This window comes from Streptomyces lonarensis, assembly GCF_012033735.1.
GTDB lineage: Bacteria > Actinomycetota > Actinomycetes > Streptomycetales > Streptomycetaceae > Streptomyces > Streptomyces lonarensis.
The window spans coordinates 1-15,577 of sequence record NZ_JAAVJD010000131.1; the positions used below are offsets into that span (position 1 = coordinate 1).

General features: G+C 73.8%; 16 protein-coding genes. 11 read left to right on the forward strand and 5 right to left on the reverse strand.

The annotated features are described in order from the left end of the window. Positions 1 to 186: 186 nt before the first annotated feature. Complete coding sequence (locus HCN56_RS16245) at positions 187 to 1,089, reverse strand: alpha/beta hydrolase family protein (RefSeq protein WP_167971800.1); 903 nt, start codon at positions 1,087 to 1,089, stop codon at positions 187 to 189. A gap of 168 nt (positions 1,090 to 1,257) precedes the next feature. Between HCN56_RS16245 and HCN56_RS16250 the strand changes: the two genes are divergently transcribed. The 5 genes from HCN56_RS16250 to HCN56_RS16270 all read left to right on the forward strand — a co-directional run bounded on the left by HCN56_RS16250 (position 1,258) and on the right by HCN56_RS16270 (position 4,377). Next, complete coding sequence (locus HCN56_RS16250; protein WP_167971802.1) at positions 1,258 to 1,827, forward strand: TetR/AcrR family transcriptional regulator; 570 nt, start codon at positions 1,258 to 1,260, stop codon at positions 1,825 to 1,827. 159 nt (positions 1,828 to 1,986) lie between these two features. Then, positions 1,987 to 2,661 carry a hypothetical protein gene (locus tag HCN56_RS16255; RefSeq protein WP_209312817.1) on the forward strand — a complete coding sequence of 225 codons (675 nt, stop codon included), beginning with the start codon at positions 1,987 to 1,989 and terminating at the stop codon, positions 2,659 to 2,661. Positions 2,662 to 3,078: 417 nt separating this feature from the next. Continuing rightward, positions 3,079 to 3,930, forward strand: coding sequence for a helix-turn-helix domain-containing protein (locus tag HCN56_RS16260; RefSeq protein WP_167971804.1), 852 nt, complete (start codon positions 3,079 to 3,081; stop codon positions 3,928 to 3,930). Further along, positions 3,869 to 4,081: a DUF397 domain-containing protein gene (locus tag HCN56_RS16265; RefSeq protein ID WP_167971806.1), complete on the forward strand. Its 213-nt coding sequence runs from the start codon at positions 3,869 to 3,871 to the stop codon at positions 4,079 to 4,081. Before HCN56_RS16260 ends, HCN56_RS16265 begins: the two co-directional genes overlap by 62 nt. Positions 4,082 to 4,155: 74 nt before the next feature. Further along, positions 4,156 to 4,377, forward strand: coding sequence for a DUF397 domain-containing protein (locus HCN56_RS16270; protein ID WP_167971808.1), 222 nt, complete (start codon positions 4,156 to 4,158; stop codon positions 4,375 to 4,377). A 31-nt stretch (positions 4,378 to 4,408) separates the two neighbouring features. On the opposite strand, the gene HCN56_RS16275 is transcribed toward HCN56_RS16270, so the two are convergent. Further along, positions 4,409 to 5,185, reverse strand: coding sequence for a TetR/AcrR family transcriptional regulator (locus HCN56_RS16275; RefSeq protein WP_167971810.1), 777 nt, complete (start codon positions 5,183 to 5,185; stop codon positions 4,409 to 4,411). 133 nt (positions 5,186 to 5,318) lie between these two features. Between HCN56_RS16275 and HCN56_RS16280 the strand changes: the two genes are divergently transcribed. From HCN56_RS16280 to HCN56_RS16290, 3 genes are all read left to right on the forward strand, one after another. Beyond that, entirely contained in the window at positions 5,319 to 6,275 is a 957-nt protein-coding gene (locus tag HCN56_RS16280; RefSeq protein ID WP_167971812.1) for an NAD(P)-dependent alcohol dehydrogenase, read from the forward strand. Positions 6,276 to 6,450: 175 nt separating this feature from the next. Further along, positions 6,451 to 6,717: an acylphosphatase gene (locus HCN56_RS16285; RefSeq protein WP_167971814.1), complete on the forward strand. Its 267-nt coding sequence runs from the start codon at positions 6,451 to 6,453 to the stop codon at positions 6,715 to 6,717. A gap of 122 nt (positions 6,718 to 6,839) precedes the next feature. Beyond that, positions 6,840 to 7,244: a hypothetical protein gene (locus tag HCN56_RS16290; protein WP_167971816.1), complete on the forward strand. Its 405-nt coding sequence runs from the start codon at positions 6,840 to 6,842 to the stop codon at positions 7,242 to 7,244. A gap of 201 nt (positions 7,245 to 7,445) precedes the next feature. On the opposite strand, the gene HCN56_RS16295 is transcribed toward HCN56_RS16290, so the two are convergent. Continuing rightward, positions 7,446 to 8,279, reverse strand: a complete 834-nt coding sequence (locus tag HCN56_RS16295; RefSeq protein ID WP_209312820.1) for a DUF3626 domain-containing protein — start codon at positions 8,277 to 8,279, stop codon at positions 7,446 to 7,448. 363 nt (positions 8,280 to 8,642) lie between these two features. Here HCN56_RS16295 and HCN56_RS16300 point away from each other — a divergent pair, with 363 nt between their 5' ends. Next, entirely contained in the window at positions 8,643 to 10,397 is a 1,755-nt protein-coding gene (locus HCN56_RS16300) for an MFS transporter (protein ID WP_167971820.1), read from the forward strand. A gap of 115 nt (positions 10,398 to 10,512) precedes the next feature. Here the strand turns inward: HCN56_RS16300 and xylA are convergent, their stop codons facing one another. Further along, positions 10,513 to 11,691, reverse strand: a complete 1,179-nt coding sequence (xylA, locus tag HCN56_RS16305) for a xylose isomerase (protein ID WP_312871262.1) — start codon at positions 11,689 to 11,691, stop codon at positions 10,513 to 10,515. A gap of 291 nt (positions 11,692 to 11,982) precedes the next feature. Between xylA and xylB the strand changes: the two genes are divergently transcribed. Next, complete coding sequence (xylB, locus tag HCN56_RS16310; protein ID WP_167971824.1) at positions 11,983 to 13,509, forward strand: xylulokinase; 1,527 nt, start codon at positions 11,983 to 11,985, stop codon at positions 13,507 to 13,509. Beyond that, positions 13,506 to 14,717 (forward strand): ROK family protein, encoded by a 1,212-nt coding sequence (locus HCN56_RS16315; protein ID WP_167971826.1) that lies wholly within the window; start codon positions 13,506 to 13,508, stop codon positions 14,715 to 14,717. The genes xylB and HCN56_RS16315 overlap by 4 nt, the downstream gene beginning before the upstream one ends. A gap of 89 nt (positions 14,718 to 14,806) precedes the next feature. Here HCN56_RS16315 and HCN56_RS16320 read toward each other — a convergent pair whose 3' ends face one another. Next, positions 14,807 to 15,322, reverse strand: coding sequence for a PH domain-containing protein (locus HCN56_RS16320; protein WP_167971827.1), 516 nt, complete (start codon positions 15,320 to 15,322; stop codon positions 14,807 to 14,809). Positions 15,323 to 15,577: the final 255 nt, after the last annotated feature.

Genomic DNA, 15,577 nt, shown 5'->3' on the forward strand with positions numbered 1-15,577 from the left:
CCCCCCCCCCCCCCCCGCGCCCGGGGCGCCGGTGCACCACCCGCGAGGGTGGCGCACCGGCGCCCTTCGCGTTGCCGCCGGCGGCCGGGAGCCGGGAGCCGGTGACCGTCGCCACCGCCACCGCGCCCGCCCTCGCCGCGACGCGGGTGGCCCCGGGGCGTGCGCCGAACCCCGTCCGGTGACGCGTCACTTGGTGGTGATGCTCCAGCCGCCGCCGCTGTCACCCGCGCCGCTGCGGCGCAGGGCATCCCAGCCGGCGGGGTCGTGCGCGAGTACCGCGCGGAGGTAGGCGGATGTCGCGTCGCCGAGGAAGGCGACGCGGGCGGGGTGCTCGTCGGTGGTCTCCGCGACCATCTCCCCGGCGATACCGCCCAGGGTGTGCTCGGCCTCGGTGAGGGTCAACAGGTTCTTCGGAGCCGGGCTTCGGTGGTACGCGTCGGTGAACCACTCCGGCCCCCGCGTGGAGAGCTGCGACTGGTCCCGGCCGCCCGCGACGATCAGCGTCGGGGCGGTCATGGTGGTGAAGTCCGGGTGCATGAAGGGGAGGTGCTCGGCGGCGAAGTCGGTGAGGGTGTCGCCGGTTCCGGCGGGCGTGAGGAGCACCCCGGCCGTCACTCCGGAATGGGAGAAGTCCTCGCCGCGCATGCCGTCCGCGTCCAGGACGCGCGCGCCGAGGAGGGTGCCCGCCGTCTGGGCGCCCCAGGAGTGGCCGACGACGGCGACGCGCTCCGGATCGGCGCTCTCCGTCAGGCCCGCGTCGGCCAGCACGGAGCCGAGGTGGTCGAGGACGGCGTGGAGGTCGGCGATCCGCACCCGCCAGACGGCGGCGAAGCGCGGGTCGTCCCAGCCGATCGCATGGCGGCGGGAGTCCGGGTGGGTGGGTTGCACCACGACGAAGCCGGCGGCTGCCCACCGGTCCACGAGGGGGCCGTAGCCGTCCAGGGACCAGCCGTTCCCGTGCGAGAACACGATGACCGGCAGGTTGCGCCCCGACCGTGGCGCGGTGACCCTCACCCGCAGCGCTTCCTCGCGCCCGGGCGCCGGGACGGTGAGGGGTTTGACGGAGATCAGTGGCACGGAGGGGGACATGGGGGAATGGGAAAAGCGCATGGCTGACCTGGGCTTTCGCTGGGGGAGGGTGCTGCCGTAGACTGGCGGAGCGTTGTTCCGCCAACTTAGCGGAACAATGTTCCGCGAGCAATCCGCGAGCGGTCGGTGCGCTGTTGGCAGGTACTCGGCGAGCAGAGGGAGCCCTTCGTGACGGAGTCGGTCGGGGTGCGTCGAGCCCAGGCGCAGCGCACCCGCTGCGGTGTTCTGGACGCCGCAGCGGCGGTGTTCGTGGACCAGGGGGTGCAGGCGCCCGTCCGGGACATCGCGGAGCGCGCCGGCGTGGGTGTGGGGACGATCTACCGGAACTTCCCCACCCGTGCGGAGCTCGTCACGGCCGTCTACCGGCACCAGATCGACGCCTGTGCCGCGCTCGCACCGAGACTCCTCGCCGAGTCCGACTCGCCGTTCACCGCGCTCGGCCGCTGGCTGGACGCCTTCGTGGACTTCCTGGTCACCAAGCACGGCCTCGGTGCGGCGCTGGGCTCCGGCGATCCAGGGCTGGAGAACCTGCACGCCCTGATGCTCGACACCCTGCTTCCCGCCTGCGAGTCCCTGCTCGACGCCTGCGCGGACGCGGGTGAACTCCGCCCCGGAGTAACCGCGTACCCGCTGCTGCGTGCCGTCGGGAACCTCTGCATCACCGGACCCGACTACGACCGGGCCGTCGCCCGGCGCATGGTGGAGCTGCTGCTGGCCGGTTGCCGCGCCGAGAGGTGACGGGGCCCGCGGGCCGCTGTGTGCGTCGTCAGGCGAAGGAGGCGCTGGCCTGTCGGCTGGTGATGAGCCGCTCGGCGCAGTCCTGGTCCGAAGAGCGTCTCTTCCAATCGGTCAAGCGGGCTGGAAGAGACTCCATGTAGACCTTGGGAAGAGGGAATTGTGAACTTCTTACGCTATCGCGTCATTTCGGTCGTGGTGTCCCTTGTGGCGGGTCTGCTGCTGGGCATAGCGGGTCCTCTGGCCGGGGAATGGGACGGTCCTATCGCTGTCGCCCTGCATCTGACCTTCTCCGGCGGGTGGTCGTGGGCGGCCTATGCGTTCCTGGTGGGCTACTTCAGTCGATCCAAGATCGAGTCGGCGCTGCTGTCTTCCTGCGGTCTGACCATCGGCGTGATCGCCTATTACCTGTACAAGCACATCAGCCCCCTTGCTCCCGTGGGGATGGAGTACGGCGCCCCCAGCGAGGGGCTTTCCTCCCGGATCATCACGTGGGGAGTAATGGCGTTCCTGCTTGGTGCGCCCGTGGGGCTCCTGGGGTATCTGGCGCGCATGCCTGGCGTCCGCGGCCTGCTCTTTCGCCTGGTCGTCCCGTTCGTTGCCTTCTACGAGACCTCGATGCGGCTGACCATGGAGGCGGACCGGCAAGGCCCGATGGTGGGAGCGACGTGGCAGGTGATTCGGCTCGTCGCCGTCGCCGTCGCGCTGGCTCTGGTGGTCCACGCCGTGCGGAGCGGGTGGCAGGCACGGCATCCCCGGCAGCCGAGCATCCACATCGGTGAACCCGTTACGCCCGCCTCGCGCGTCCGGTCGGGCGCCGATCGAACCTCGGAATGAACACGCGCAAGTCGACGCCGGGCTGCATCGGCCTCGCGTCACGCGGGGTGAATTCCGGGCGCCACTCCGGTGCCTCACCACCCCGGGAAATTCAGAGTGGTCATTCGCTTTCAGCTCGATGATGACGGTCGATCACGGCGCTTTCGTCTCCGGTGCGCCTGCGTCCTGGCGTGCCGTCTCCGATGCCGCGAGGGTGGTGCGCCTGGGCTCTTCGCGCTGTCGTGTGCCCGGATGCGCCCGCGCCACCAACTCAGCTTCTCCGTAGCTCACTTGAGGCCCTGCTCGCGATGGGAGGGCTCCCATTCACCGCAGCGTGGTGACCTCCCGCAGTGGATCGGACACGGTGCGGTGTCGGCCCTCCTAGGCTGACGGTCATCCCGCTGAGGGGACCACCGTCGTCATCACGAGGGGACTGTTATGGCATCGCGAGAGCCGTACGCCGAGGAACTCCGCGCTCACAGGGAGCGCGCCGGCCTCACGCAGATCGAATTAGGTGACCGGCTGCGGGTCCACGCGACGCTGGTCGCGCACTGGGAGGCCGGGCGACGCAAGCCGTGCCCGCAGGATGCCGAACGCCTCGACGAGATCTTCGACACCGGCGGGACCTTCCGCCGGTTCCTCAAGCGTCGTCCGTTCGCCGAGTACTTCGAGCGGGTCGCCTTTGCTGAGCAGGGAGCGAAGCGCATCGAGGAGTTCGCTCCCGCGCTTGTACCCGGGCTGCTGCAGACCGAGGCATACGCCCGCGTCGTCTTTCGGACCTCTCGTTTCTCGTGGCGAGATGAGGAGTTGGAGGAGCAGATCGCCAACCGCATGGCGAGACAGCGGCTGTTGGAGAAGGAGCTGCCCGAGGCGTGGTTCATCCTCTCCGAGGCGGTGCTGCGAGCGGTCGTCGGCAGCCCTGCCCTGATGGCAGCCCAACTGGCGCACATCGCGGCGCTGGTGCGGCGTCACCGGGTCACTGTTCAGGTGGTTCCGTTCAGCCACGGCTCACATGCCGCCATGGCATCCATGGTCACGGTTCTCAAGTTTCGAGACCAACCGGATCTCGCCTACGAAGAAGGCGCATGCACCGGGTGGGTGGCCGATGCTGATACGCCGGACCTGGTTCGGAAATGCCGTGACGCGTACGATCTGGCCAAAGCTGCGGCGCTGCCGCCGGCGGCGTCTCTGAGTCTGTTGGAATCCATCATGGAGGAGTACCGACGTCATGACGACTCCGTTCGACCCGAGCCGCGCATGCTGGCGCGCATCGAGCCACAGCAACGGTGACGGGGGTTCCTGCGTCGAGGTGGCGGATGGTGTGCCGGGGGTGTTGCCGGTGCGGGATTCCAAGGTTCCGCACGGCCCGTTCCTGGTGATCCCGGCCGCTGCCTGGACCGGCTTCCTCACCGCCGTCCGCGCCGGTGAGCTTCCGCGCTGACGCCGGCGGTGCACACGTCGGCCGGCCCCCGCGGGGCGGGCGGTCGGGCGCCGATCGGAAGGGAGAGTGCCGCGATGCCCGCATCCTTCGACCTGAGTATCGCCTCTTGGCGCACGTCGAGCCACAGCAACGGTAACGGCGGCGACTGCGTCGAGGTGGCGGATGGTGTGCCGGGGGTGTTGCCGGTGCGGGACTCCAAGGTTCCGCACGGCCCGTTCCTGGTGATCCCGGCCGCTGCCTGGACCGGCTTCGTCACCGCCGTCCGCGCCGCGGGGTTCACCCGCCGCGCCGGGTGACGCGCGGCCGGAGCCCCGGGGCCGCGCGGGTTCAGCCCGGGGCGGCGACCCCGTGCACGTGGTCCAGCCGTAGCGGCGCGGGTGGCGGCAGGGCCGGGGCGCCCTCGGCGCGGAAGCCCTGGAGCAGATAACCGACGAGCCGCCGGGTGGCCGCCAGCGCGACCTCCGGCGGTCCTGCGGCGACGCCGTGCTGTGCGAGGAAGAGCAGGCTGAGGTCCGAGAGGTCGAAGTCCGGGCGCAGCACCCCGGCCTGCCGGCAGCGGGACACCAGCTCCGCGAGGTGCGCCTCCGCCCGGTCCCGTTCCGCGTTGAACTCCACAGCGCCGGGGAACCGGGTCTGGAACGCCGCCGCGCAACCTCGGTGGACCGCCTGGACCTCGGTCACCGCGTGGACGACGGTGCACAGGCCGCGCCACGGGTCGGGGTCGGTGGCCGCCTCCTCGATCAGCTGGTGGCAGTGGTCGAGTTGCTGCCGGAACGCCTCGGTCACCAGCGCGGCGCGGGTGGGGAAGTGCCGGTAGAGCGTGGCCGGGCCGACGCCGGCGCGGCGGGCGACCGCCGTGAGCGGTGCGTCGATGCCGTGGGCGTCGAAGGCCTCGCGCGCGGCGGCGAGGATGCGTTCCCGGTTCCGGCGGGCGTCGGACCGGAGCCCGTCGCTCGCCTGCCCGTCGTCCCCCTGTCCGCCGTTCCCCCGTCCGCCGTTCCCCGGTCCGCCGTTCCCCGGTCCGTCGTTCCCCTGCCCGTCGGTCGACCTACCTGTCCGGTCCGCCGTCGTGCCGTCCGGGGTCCGAGAGCGCTGATCAGCCATGACTCTCACTTTAGCGAAAACGGAAGGTGTCGTCCGTTTCGCTGGTTAGCGTGGCGCTGCGGCCCCGTCGAGGGCCGTGCGCATCAGCCCCGGTCCGGGCCGACCGGTGCGGCGCCACGAGACGGGACCGACCGTGACCGACATGGACGCAGTGCTCTTCGACCGCTACGGACCGCCCGACGTGCTCCGCGTCGGACGGGTCGCCCGCCCGACCGCCGGGGAGGGTGAACTCCTCGTCCGCGTGCACGCGCTGGGCGTCAACGGCGGTGAACTCGCCGCGCGCTCCGGCCGCATCAGGCTGATCACCGGTCGCCGCTTTCCGCAGCGGCTCGGCATCGACCTCGTCGGAGAGGTGGCGTCGGTGGGCCCCGGGGTGGTCGGCAGGGAGCCGGGGGAGCAGGTCTGGGGCGTGCTCGGCCGCACCATGGCCTCCGCCGCCGAGTACGTGGCGGTCGCGGCGGACCGGACCGCGCCCGCGCCGGCCGCGCTCTCCGCGACGGAGAGCGCGTCGCTGATCGCCGGGGCGACCACCTCCCTCACGGCGCTGAGCGAGAAGGCCGGGCTGCGCCCGGGGGAGCGCCTGCTGGTGCGTGGGGCGGCGGGCGGCGTCGGCAGCGTCGCCGTGCAGGTCGGCAAGCATCTCGGCGCCCGCGTCACCGCGCTGGCCAGTGAGGGTGCGCGGGAGTTTCTGACGGGTCTCGGTGCGGACGAGGTGGTGGACCGGCGGCGCCACGGCCCCGCCGACCTGGGGGAGTTCGACGTGGTGCTGGACACCGTCGGTACCGAGCATCGCGCGTACCGCCGCCTGTTGGCCCCGGGCGGGCGCATGGTGGCAATCGCCCTGGACTACGGCAGACTGCCCGCTGCCGCCGGCTACCTGCTGGTCTCCGCCGTGCACGGGCGGCGCCGGGTCCGCTTCTTCAGCGGCGCCCCCGACACGGCCCTGCTGGTGCGCGCCGCGCAGCTGGCCGAGCAGGGCGTGCTGCGGCCGGTGGTCGACACCGTCCACCCCCTCGCCGCCGTGGCCGACGCGCACCGCGCCCTGGAGTCGGGCGGCGTCCGCGGCAAGCACGTCCTTCGCGTGGTGTGATCCGGGCGCCGGAGCCGGAGCCGGAGCCGGAGCCGGAGCCGGAGGACAGAGCCGGAGCCGGCGCCGGTGGCGGCGAACGCGGTCACTCGGGCCCGGCCCGGGTGGACCGCCGCGCTGCCGGGCGTGGCCCGGGGCGCGCTGTCATGCTGTGCGTACCGACGGCGAGGGAGGCACCATGATCCGCAGACACGTACTCGTGACCGGCCGTGTCCAGGGCGTGTTCTACCGGGACAGCTGCCGCCGCGAGGCGCGCGCGGCGGGCGTCACCGGCTGGGTGCGCAACTTGCCGGACGGCCGGGTCGAGGCGACCTTCGAGGGCGATCCACAGGCTGTGGACAGCCTGCTGGAGTGGGCGCAGCGCGGCCCCGAAGCGGCGGTGGTCGACCACATGACGGTGAACGACGAACAGCCTGTGGGTGACACGGAGTTCGTCGTGCGCTGAGGCGCCACCACCGTGCGCCCCGAGTGCTCTGTCGTGCACCGCCTGTGAACCCCGTTTCCCTCGCTTCCGCCGGTCGGCTGCCCCACGATGTGGAGAAGCACAGACCGACGAAGGGGTCCGCCATGGCCAAGCAGCCGCGCCACAGCCAGGGGTCCGGCGCTGCCCGCCCGCAGGACCGATCGAACCGCCGCGAGCGCGCCGAACGGCACGACAACCGGGACCAGCGCGATCAGCGGGACCAGCGGACCCAGGACCGCCGCTTCCAGGACCAGCGGGACCAGCGCACGCAGGACCGCCGCTTCCAGGACCAGCGGTCCCAGGACAACCGCGTGACCAACCGCCGGTCGCAGTCCCAGCACACCCAGCGCACCGAGGTCCACGTCCACAACGCCGCCGCCTCGCGCGCCGGTTCACAGGCGGACTCGCGCTCCCAGGCCAGCGCCAAGTCGGGATACGGCCTGTTGGCGACCCTGCTGCTGCTCTTCCTCGGTGGCATCGGCCTGTTGCTCTTCATGCTGGTGACCTGAGCGCCGGTCGGCCGGCCGCCGGGCCGGCACCCTGATCCGCGCGGCGCCCGCGATCGGTACGGCCGGTCGTCGGCGCTGCGCGCACCACCCACCGCCGGGCGCAGCCGGCCGGGCCCCGAGAAGGGCCCGCCCCGCCGCGCCCGGCGCACCCCTGCCGCCACCCCGCCGTCAGCGTGCCGCGGTCCGCCGCGACCGGGCCGCTCAGCGCTCCCGCGCGGTTGGCACCGCCGAGCTGTCGTGGGCGGCCCCGAAGCGGGCGACGTAGTGCCACACCCGCTTGACGGCCGCCGGGTCGTGCCGCCCGGCGGCAACTGCGCGTCCGACGATGTCGGGGTCCAACCAGCCGCCGACTGCGATGCGTTCGGCGAGGTCGACGTACTGCTCCCCGCGATAGTCCGGGTGCTGCCGAAGGGTCGCCACCGAGACACGGAAACCGGCGTGCCATTCCAGCGGGCAGGGGAGTCGGCGCGCCGCGGCCTCCACCGGGGTGCCCCGATGGCTGGGGTCGAGCACCAGCGCCTCCACGTCGTGGGAGAGCAGCACCGGCCCGTGCACCTGTGCTTCGACGTAGTCGTCCAGCACGTCCCGGCCGTCCGCGACGGCCCGCTCGACCAGCCCGAGCCGTGCCGCGACCCCCACGGCATCGGGCGAGAAGCAGCTGTCCGGGTAGCAGAAGGTGCTGCGTCCCAGCACCTCCGCACGCAGGCGCAGATGGGCGGAGCCGAACCGCGGCGCAGCGCCGAAGGACCGACGGCGGAAGTTGAGCCCGCCGTACACGGGACGTTCCGCCGCCGGGGCCTCGTCGTAGGCGCCGGCGAACATCCGGCTCTCCCAGTGCCACCGGTCACCGCCGGGGCGCGCGGTCAGCCCGCCGTTCCCCGTACCGGTGACGAACTGGGAGGAGTAGATCCCGCTGCCGGCCATCGAGTCGAGGATCGCCGCCCCGGCGTTACTCCGGTCCGGGTGGAAGTTGAGCGTCACCCGCCACGCGGCGTCGACCGGCGGCCCGGACGCTCTGGCCGCCACGTGGCGCAGCGCCCGAGCGGCCGGCCCCGCGTCGCCCGGCCCCGCGTCGCCCTCCTGGGCGGGGCGGAGCGTGCTGGCCGTCGGCTCCTCGGCCTCGCCCGTCGTCACCGGTCCAGCCTCCCCGCCGCGCCCGCGCCGCACACCCGGTTGGCCCCGACCGGTCGCTGCCCTCCGCCACTTCCGCCGCCCTGCGCGTGGAGGTGCGGTTGCGTGAGCAGCGGGCCAAGCTGGGGAGGACGGATTCCGCCCGGCCGGTCCTCGACCGGCCGCGGGGCGTGCGAGCCCCCGGGGCGGCGGGGTGCGGTGGCGACCGGCGCGACGCGGTGGCCGGGGTGGTGGCCGCGCCCGCACGGCGCGCACGAGGAGGTCGCCATGGCCCACCACCAGCACGCGAGGACGGGCGGCGCCCCGCCGCCCGGTGCGCCCCCGGCCGATGGCCAGGGGCTCTCGGCCGGCCGGGGCCGGACCAACCCGAAGCTGGCGCTCGCCGCGATGATGTTCGGCGTCGCGATGATCTTCATCGACCAGACGATCGTCGCCATCGCCGCGCCCAGCATCAGCGACGAGGTCGGCCTCACCTCGTCCGGCGTGCAGTGGGTGATCAACGCCTACCTGCTGGCACTGGCCGCGTTCTTCGCGCTCGGCGGGCGGCTCTCCGACATCTACGGCCACAAGCGGATCATGCTCGTCGGCACCGTGGTGTTCGTGCTGGCCTCCGTGATGTGCGGCGCGGTGCCCGACAGCGGCTTCGCCCAGGCCTGGTTGATCACCTTCCGCGCGATCCAGGGGTTCGGCGCCGCGCTGCTCTTCCCCGCCGCGCTCGCCGTCGTCGTCGCGGTCTTCCCGGTGGAACGCCGGGGCCGGGCACTGGCGTTGTTCTTCGGGCTCACCGGGGCGCTCACCGCCCTCGGACCGCTGCTCGGCGGCTGGCTCACCGAGTGGACCTGGCGGGCGATCTTCTGGGTCAACGTCCCCGTCGCCGTCATCGCGCTGGTGCTGGCCTCGCTCGCCCACATTCCCGACCGCCGCCGCGCCGAACGGCTCGACCTGCCCGGTGCGTTCCTCGTCGCGGTCGGCATGGGGCTCGGCGTGCTCGGCTTCCAGCAGGCCTCGTCCTGGGGCTGGCGGTCGGTGGCGACCTGGGCGTGCATTATCGGCGGCGCCGCCGTGCTGGTGGTCTTCTGCCGCTACGAACTGCGGGTCCGCGAGCCGCTGATCCAGCTGCGGGTCTTCCGCGACCGGGCCTTCACCGCCGACAACCTGGTGCTGTTCTTCGCGATGCTGGCGTTCGTGCCGCTGTTCTTCTTCGCCTCGGTCTACGCGCAGGTCTCGCTCGGCGCCACCGCCAACCAGGCCGCGCTGTACCTGCTGTACTTCTTCGCCGGTTTCGCCATCGCCTCGCAGGTCGGCGGCCGCATCCTGGACAAGCGCGGTGCCCGGCCCGCGATCCGGCTCGGCGGCGCCGTGGGCGCGGTGGGGTTCGCGCTGTGGGCGGCCCGGCTCACCGACCTCTCGATGCACAACCAGTGGCCGTTCGTGGCGCTGGCCGGCGCCGGGATCGGCTTCCTGCTGGCCCCCGCCTCGACCGACGCCGTCAACCGCTCCATCGGTGCCTCCTACGGCGAGGTCACCGGCGTCATCCAGACCATCCGCAACTACGCCGCCGCCATCGGGCTCGCCGTCTACGGCACGCTGCTCACCCACGCCACCACCGACAACGTCGCCGGGACGCTGCGCGAGCGCGGCCTGTCCACCGGGGAGGCGGACCGGGCGGCGTCCGGCGTCGCCGAGGCCGTCACCGGCCAGACCGGCAGCCGCGGCCCCGGCGGGGACGGCCCGCTCGCCGAGACCCTGCGGAACGCCGCCGGCGCGATCCGCCTCGACTTCGCCGAGGCCAACCGCTGGGTCTTCTACGGCATGGCCATCGCCATGGCGCTCGCGTTCGTCTGCTCCTGGTTCCACCCCGGGACCCGCGTCACCGAGCACCCGCCGCAGGACGAACCGGCCGGCCCCGCGGGGCACGACGCCGGGCCGGGACCGGGCTCCGGCGCGGTCCCGGACACCCCGGAGGGGCTGCCCAACCTGCCCGCCGGCGCGGTGGAACGCACCCCGGTGGCACACCGCTGACCTTCCGCAACAGGCGGCGGACGGACCGCGACCACCCACCCCGCGCCCCCCCCCCGCGACCCACCCCGCGACCGCCCACCCCGCGACCTCCCACCCCGCCAACGGCCGCGCCGTCTCAGGGACGGGCCGCCAGCAGGTGGTCCATCGCCAGCTGGTCCAGCCGCTCGAAGGCCATGCCGCGGGCGGCGGCGGCGTCCACGTCGAACTCCTCGAACGCGGAGGCGTCCGACAGCAGCGCCGAGGCGGTCTCACCGGCCGCCAGCGTCGGGGTGTTCAGCTCATCGACGCGGGCGGCGGCCAGCGCCTCCTGCACCTCCGGATCGGCCCGGAACGCCGAGGCGCGCTCCCGCAGGATCAGGTAGTTACGCATGCAGCCGGCGGCCGACTCCCAGACGCCCTCGGCGTCCTCGGTGCGCGGCGGCTTGAAGTCGAAGTGCCGCGGACCGGTGTAGCCGCCGGTCTCCAACAGGTCGACCAGCCAGAACGCCGCCCGCAGGTCACCGGCGCCGAAGCGGAGGTCCTGGTCGAACCGGGTGCCGTGCTGGCCGTTGAGGTCGATGTGGAACAGCTTGTCCGACCACAGCGCCTGGGCGATGCCGTGCGCGAAGTTCAGCCCGGCCATCTGCTCGTGGCCGACCTCCGGGTTGACACCGAACAGTTCGGGCCGCTCCAGCCGGTCGATGAAGGCGATGGCGTGCCCGACCGTCGGCAGCAGGATGTCGCCGCGGGGCTCGTTCGGCTTCGGCTCGATCGCGAACCGCAGCCCGTAGCCCTGCTCGGTGACGTAGTCGCCGAGGAGGTCGAACGCCTCCTTCATCCGGTCCAGCGCCCCGCGGACGTCCTTGGAGCCGTTGCTCTCGGAGCCCTCCCGGCCGCCCCAGGCGACGTAGGTCTCCGCGCCCAGCTCGGCCGCCAGGTCGATGTTGCGCATCGTCTTGCGCAGCGCGTACCGGCGGATGTCGCGGTCGTTGGCGGTGAAGCCGCCGTCCTTGAAGACCGGGTGGGAGAAGAGGTTGGTGGTCGCCATCGGGACCTTGAGGCCGGTGGTGGCCAGCGCGTCCTTGAACCGCTTGATGATCGCGTCGCGCTCGCTCGCGGAGGAGCCGTGCGGGATCAGGTCGTCGTCGTGGAACGTGATGCCGTGGGCGCCCAGTTCGGCCAGCCGGTTCACGGCCTCCACCGGGTCCAGCGGAGCGCGGGTCGCGACGCCGAACGGGTCGTTGCCGCTCCAACCGACGGTCCACAGACCGAAGCTGAACTTGTCCTGCGGGGTGGGCACGTAGTTCTGCGGCACGGGCGCTCCTCGTCTCGGTCCTGCGGGCGTGCGGGGGTTCCGGCCGTGACGGTCGGCGGTACCGGTGTGCCCGGCCGCCATTTCGTCAGGGCTATTTACAAATTAGTATGCGTACCCGCCGGGGCAGTCAAGAGACCCGTCGTCGCAACATGGGTGTGCGAACGCGCGCACCGGCGGCGGGCGGCGCGCGGGCCACCACGACCGCCCGCGCACCCGACCACCCCGGGCGACCCGCACCGACGGCGCACGCGACCGCACCGCACCGCACCCGGACCCCAGGAGGCAGCACCCATGGCCACAGCGCACGGACCACTGGTCATCGGGGTGGACAGCTCGACGCAGTCCACCAAGGCACTCGTCGTGGACACCGCCACCGGTGAGGTCGTCGCCTCCGGCCAGGCGAGCCACCCCACCACCGCCACCCACGAGATCGACCCCGAGCACTGGTGGACGGCGCTCACCGCCGCCCTGGAGCAGTGCGGACGCGCCGCCACCGAGGCCGAGGCCATCTCCGTCGCCGGCCAGCAGCACGGCCTGGTGACCCTCGACGCCACCGGCGCCCCCGTCCGCCCCGCCCTCCAGTGGAACGACGTCCGCTCCGCACCGCAGGTCGACTCCCTCGTCCGCGACCTCGGCGGCCCCGCCGCCTGGGCCCGCCGCGTCGGCAGCGTCCCCGCGCCCTCCTTCACCGCCCCCAAGTGGCGCTGGCTCACCGAGAACGAGCCCGAGGCCGCCGCCCGCACCGCCGCCGTCCGGCTGCCCCACGACTACCTCACCGGCCGCCTCACCGGCGAGGGCACCACCGACCGCGGCGACGCCTCCGGCACCGGCTGGTGGGCCGGGGACGACGCCGGCTACGACACCGGCATCCTCGACCACCTCGGCCTCGACCCCGCCCTCCTCCCGCGCGTCGTCGGACGCGGCGAGGGCGCCGGCACCGTCATGGCCGCCGCCGGACTCCCGCTGAAGACCGGCGCCCTCGTCGCCGCCGGCACCGGCGACAACATGGGCGCCGCCCTCGGCCTCGGCCTCGCACCCGGCACCCCCGTCCTCAGCCTCGGCACCTCCGGCACCGTCTACGCCGTCAGCCGCACCCGCCCCGCCGACGAGACCGGCACCGTCGCCGGCTTCGCCGACGCCACCGACGGCTGGCTCCCGCTGGCCTGCACCCTCAACTGCACCCTCGCCGTCGACCGCATCGCGGCCCTCCTCGGCCGCGAACGCGAGGACGTCGAACCCGCCGCCGGGCCCGTGCTGCTCCCCTTCCTCGACGGCGAACGCACCCCCCAACTCCCCTACGCCTCCGGCCTGCTCCACGGACTGCGCCACGACACCACCGGCGGTCAGGTCCTCCAGGCCGCCTACGACGGCGCCGTCTACGCCCTGCTGCGCGCCCTCGACCTCGTCCTCGCCGACGAGTCCCGCCCCGACGCACCGATCCTGCTCATCGGCGGCGGCGCCCGCGGCACCGCCTGGCGCGAGACCGTCCGACGCCTCTCCGGCCGCCCCGTCCAGGTCCCCCGCGCCCAGGAACTCGTCGCGCTCGGCGCCGCCGCCCAGGCCGCCGGGCTGCTGCTCGGCACCGACCCGGCCGAGGTCGCCCGCGGCTGGCGCACCGCCGAGGGCCCCTCCCACGACGCCGTCCCCCGCGACGACGAGGCCCTGGCCCGCCTGGAGAACGCCCTCACCGGCGCCGACGCACTGCTGCGCCGCCCCGCCCCGGGCACCGCGGCCACCGAGGGAACCGCCCCCGCGACGGCGGACACCACCGGATACGCCCCCGGCGGGGACGACCGGGGCGGTAACCTCCCGCGATGACCACCACCCGCCGGCTGCACACCCAGCAGGACATGCGGCGCCGCAACCTCGCGGCCGTCCTGTACGCCGTCGCGGACGGCGGCCCCGCCTCCCGGGCGCGGGTCGCCGACCGGATCGGCCTCACCCGCACCGCCGTCTCCACCCTGGTGGACGACCTGCTGGCAGCCGGCCTGCTCGCCGAGGCCGGCCTCGGGCACTCCGGTGCCCCGGGCCGGCCCGGCACCGTCCTCGCCCTCAGCGACCGCGGCCCCTGCGGCCTCGGCGCCGAGATCGGCGTCGACCACCTCGCGGTCTGCGCCGTCGACCTGCGCGGCCGCGTCCGCGCCCGCGCGGCCGTCGACTCCGCCAACCGAGGCAGCCAACCCGGCCCCGTCCTGGCACGCCTCGCCGAACTGGTGACCCACGTCCACGACGAGGTCACCGCCGCCGGACTCCACCCCGCCGGCCTCCGCGTCGCCGTCCCCGGCCTCGTCTCCCGCGACCGCGCCCACGTCGTCCAGGCCCCCAACCTCGGCTGGCGCGACGTCGACCTCACCACCGGACCCCTCGCCGCCCACGCCCCGCCGACCGCCGACAACGAGGCCAACCTCGGCGCACTCGCCGAACTGTGGATCGGCGACCCCGTCTGCCGCACCGGCGACGTCCTCCACATCTCCGCCGAGATCGGCATCGGCTCCGCGATCCTCACCGACGGCCGCCTGCTGCGCGGCAACCGCGGCTTCGCCGGCGAACTCGGCCACGTCCCCGTCCGCCGCCGCGGCGAACCCTGCGCCTGCGGCGGCCGCGGCTGCCTGGAGCAGTACGCCGGCGAAGCAGCCCTGCTCCGCGCCGTCGGCCTCGACCCCGCCCGCGCCGTCGCCGACCACCCCGGCCCCGGCGCCCGCTCCGCCTACCTCGGCGGCCGCGCCCGGGACGGCGACCCCGACGTGCTGCGCGCCCTGCGCGGCGCCGGCACCGACCTCGGCATCGCCCTCACCGGCGCCACCCACCTGCTCGACCCGCACGCCCTCGTCCTCGGCGGCGCGCTCGCCGTCCTCGCACCCTGGCTGCTGCCGTCCCTCACCGCGGAACTCGGCCGCCGCCTCGGCACCGCACCGCCGCTGGTCGTCTCCCGCCTCGGCGCCGACGGGCCGCTGCTCGGCGCTGCCCACGCCGTCACCCGTGCCGTCCTCGACGACCCGCTGCGCACCGGCGCCGCCCCCGCCTGACGGCCCGCCGGCCGGACGAGGCCCCGCACGCGCGAGAGCCCCGGCCGGGACGGCCGGGGCTCACCAGGTGGACGGGGGAGGGGCGTGACTCAGACCTGGTACCCCGGGCCGTCCTGACCGATCGCGTCGATCTGCTGGTAGATCTTCGTCTTCAGCAGCTCCGGGTCGGGCACATGACGCAGCGTCATCTTCCCCTGCTCCGAGGCCGACTGCACATGCAGCGTGCCGTACCGCATGATCCGCTCCCACAGACCAACCGAGTAGGAGACGTCGTTGACCCGGGTCAGCGGGATCGACCGGCCGGCCTTGGTGATGAACCCCGTCCGCTTGTGGAGCCGCTTGGTCGTCAGCACGTAGACCGTGGAACGCCACTGGAGCAGCGGGATCAGCCAGAACCAGAGGGCGGCGACCACGCCGACACCGACGATCACCCAGCGGCCGATGTCGCTCCACTCCTCCTCGGACGGCACCACCCACAGCAGGGCGGTGGTACCCGCGATGACGACGAGGAGGAGCAGGAACTCCGTGACCAGCGTGGTCCAGTGCTGGCGGGTGTAGAAGACCAGGTCTTCGTCGTCTGCGAGGTACTTGTCCGCGATAGGCATGCGCGAATCCTGGCACACCGCGGACTCCGGCAGACAGGCGTGGCCGGGAAGTGGTACCGGCCCGGCACCGGGGCCGCGAACCGCCCCGCCGGGGCGAGTTGCGGCCCCTCGTCCCCCGGTGCGCGCCGCGCGCCGCGGCCGCACCGCCGCCGGCACCGACGGGTACGACGCCGCCGCCCGATACGTCGGGGAACTCCTCGACGAGGCGGGCTACGAGGTCACCTACCAGGAGTTCGACTTCTCCTACCGCGAGGC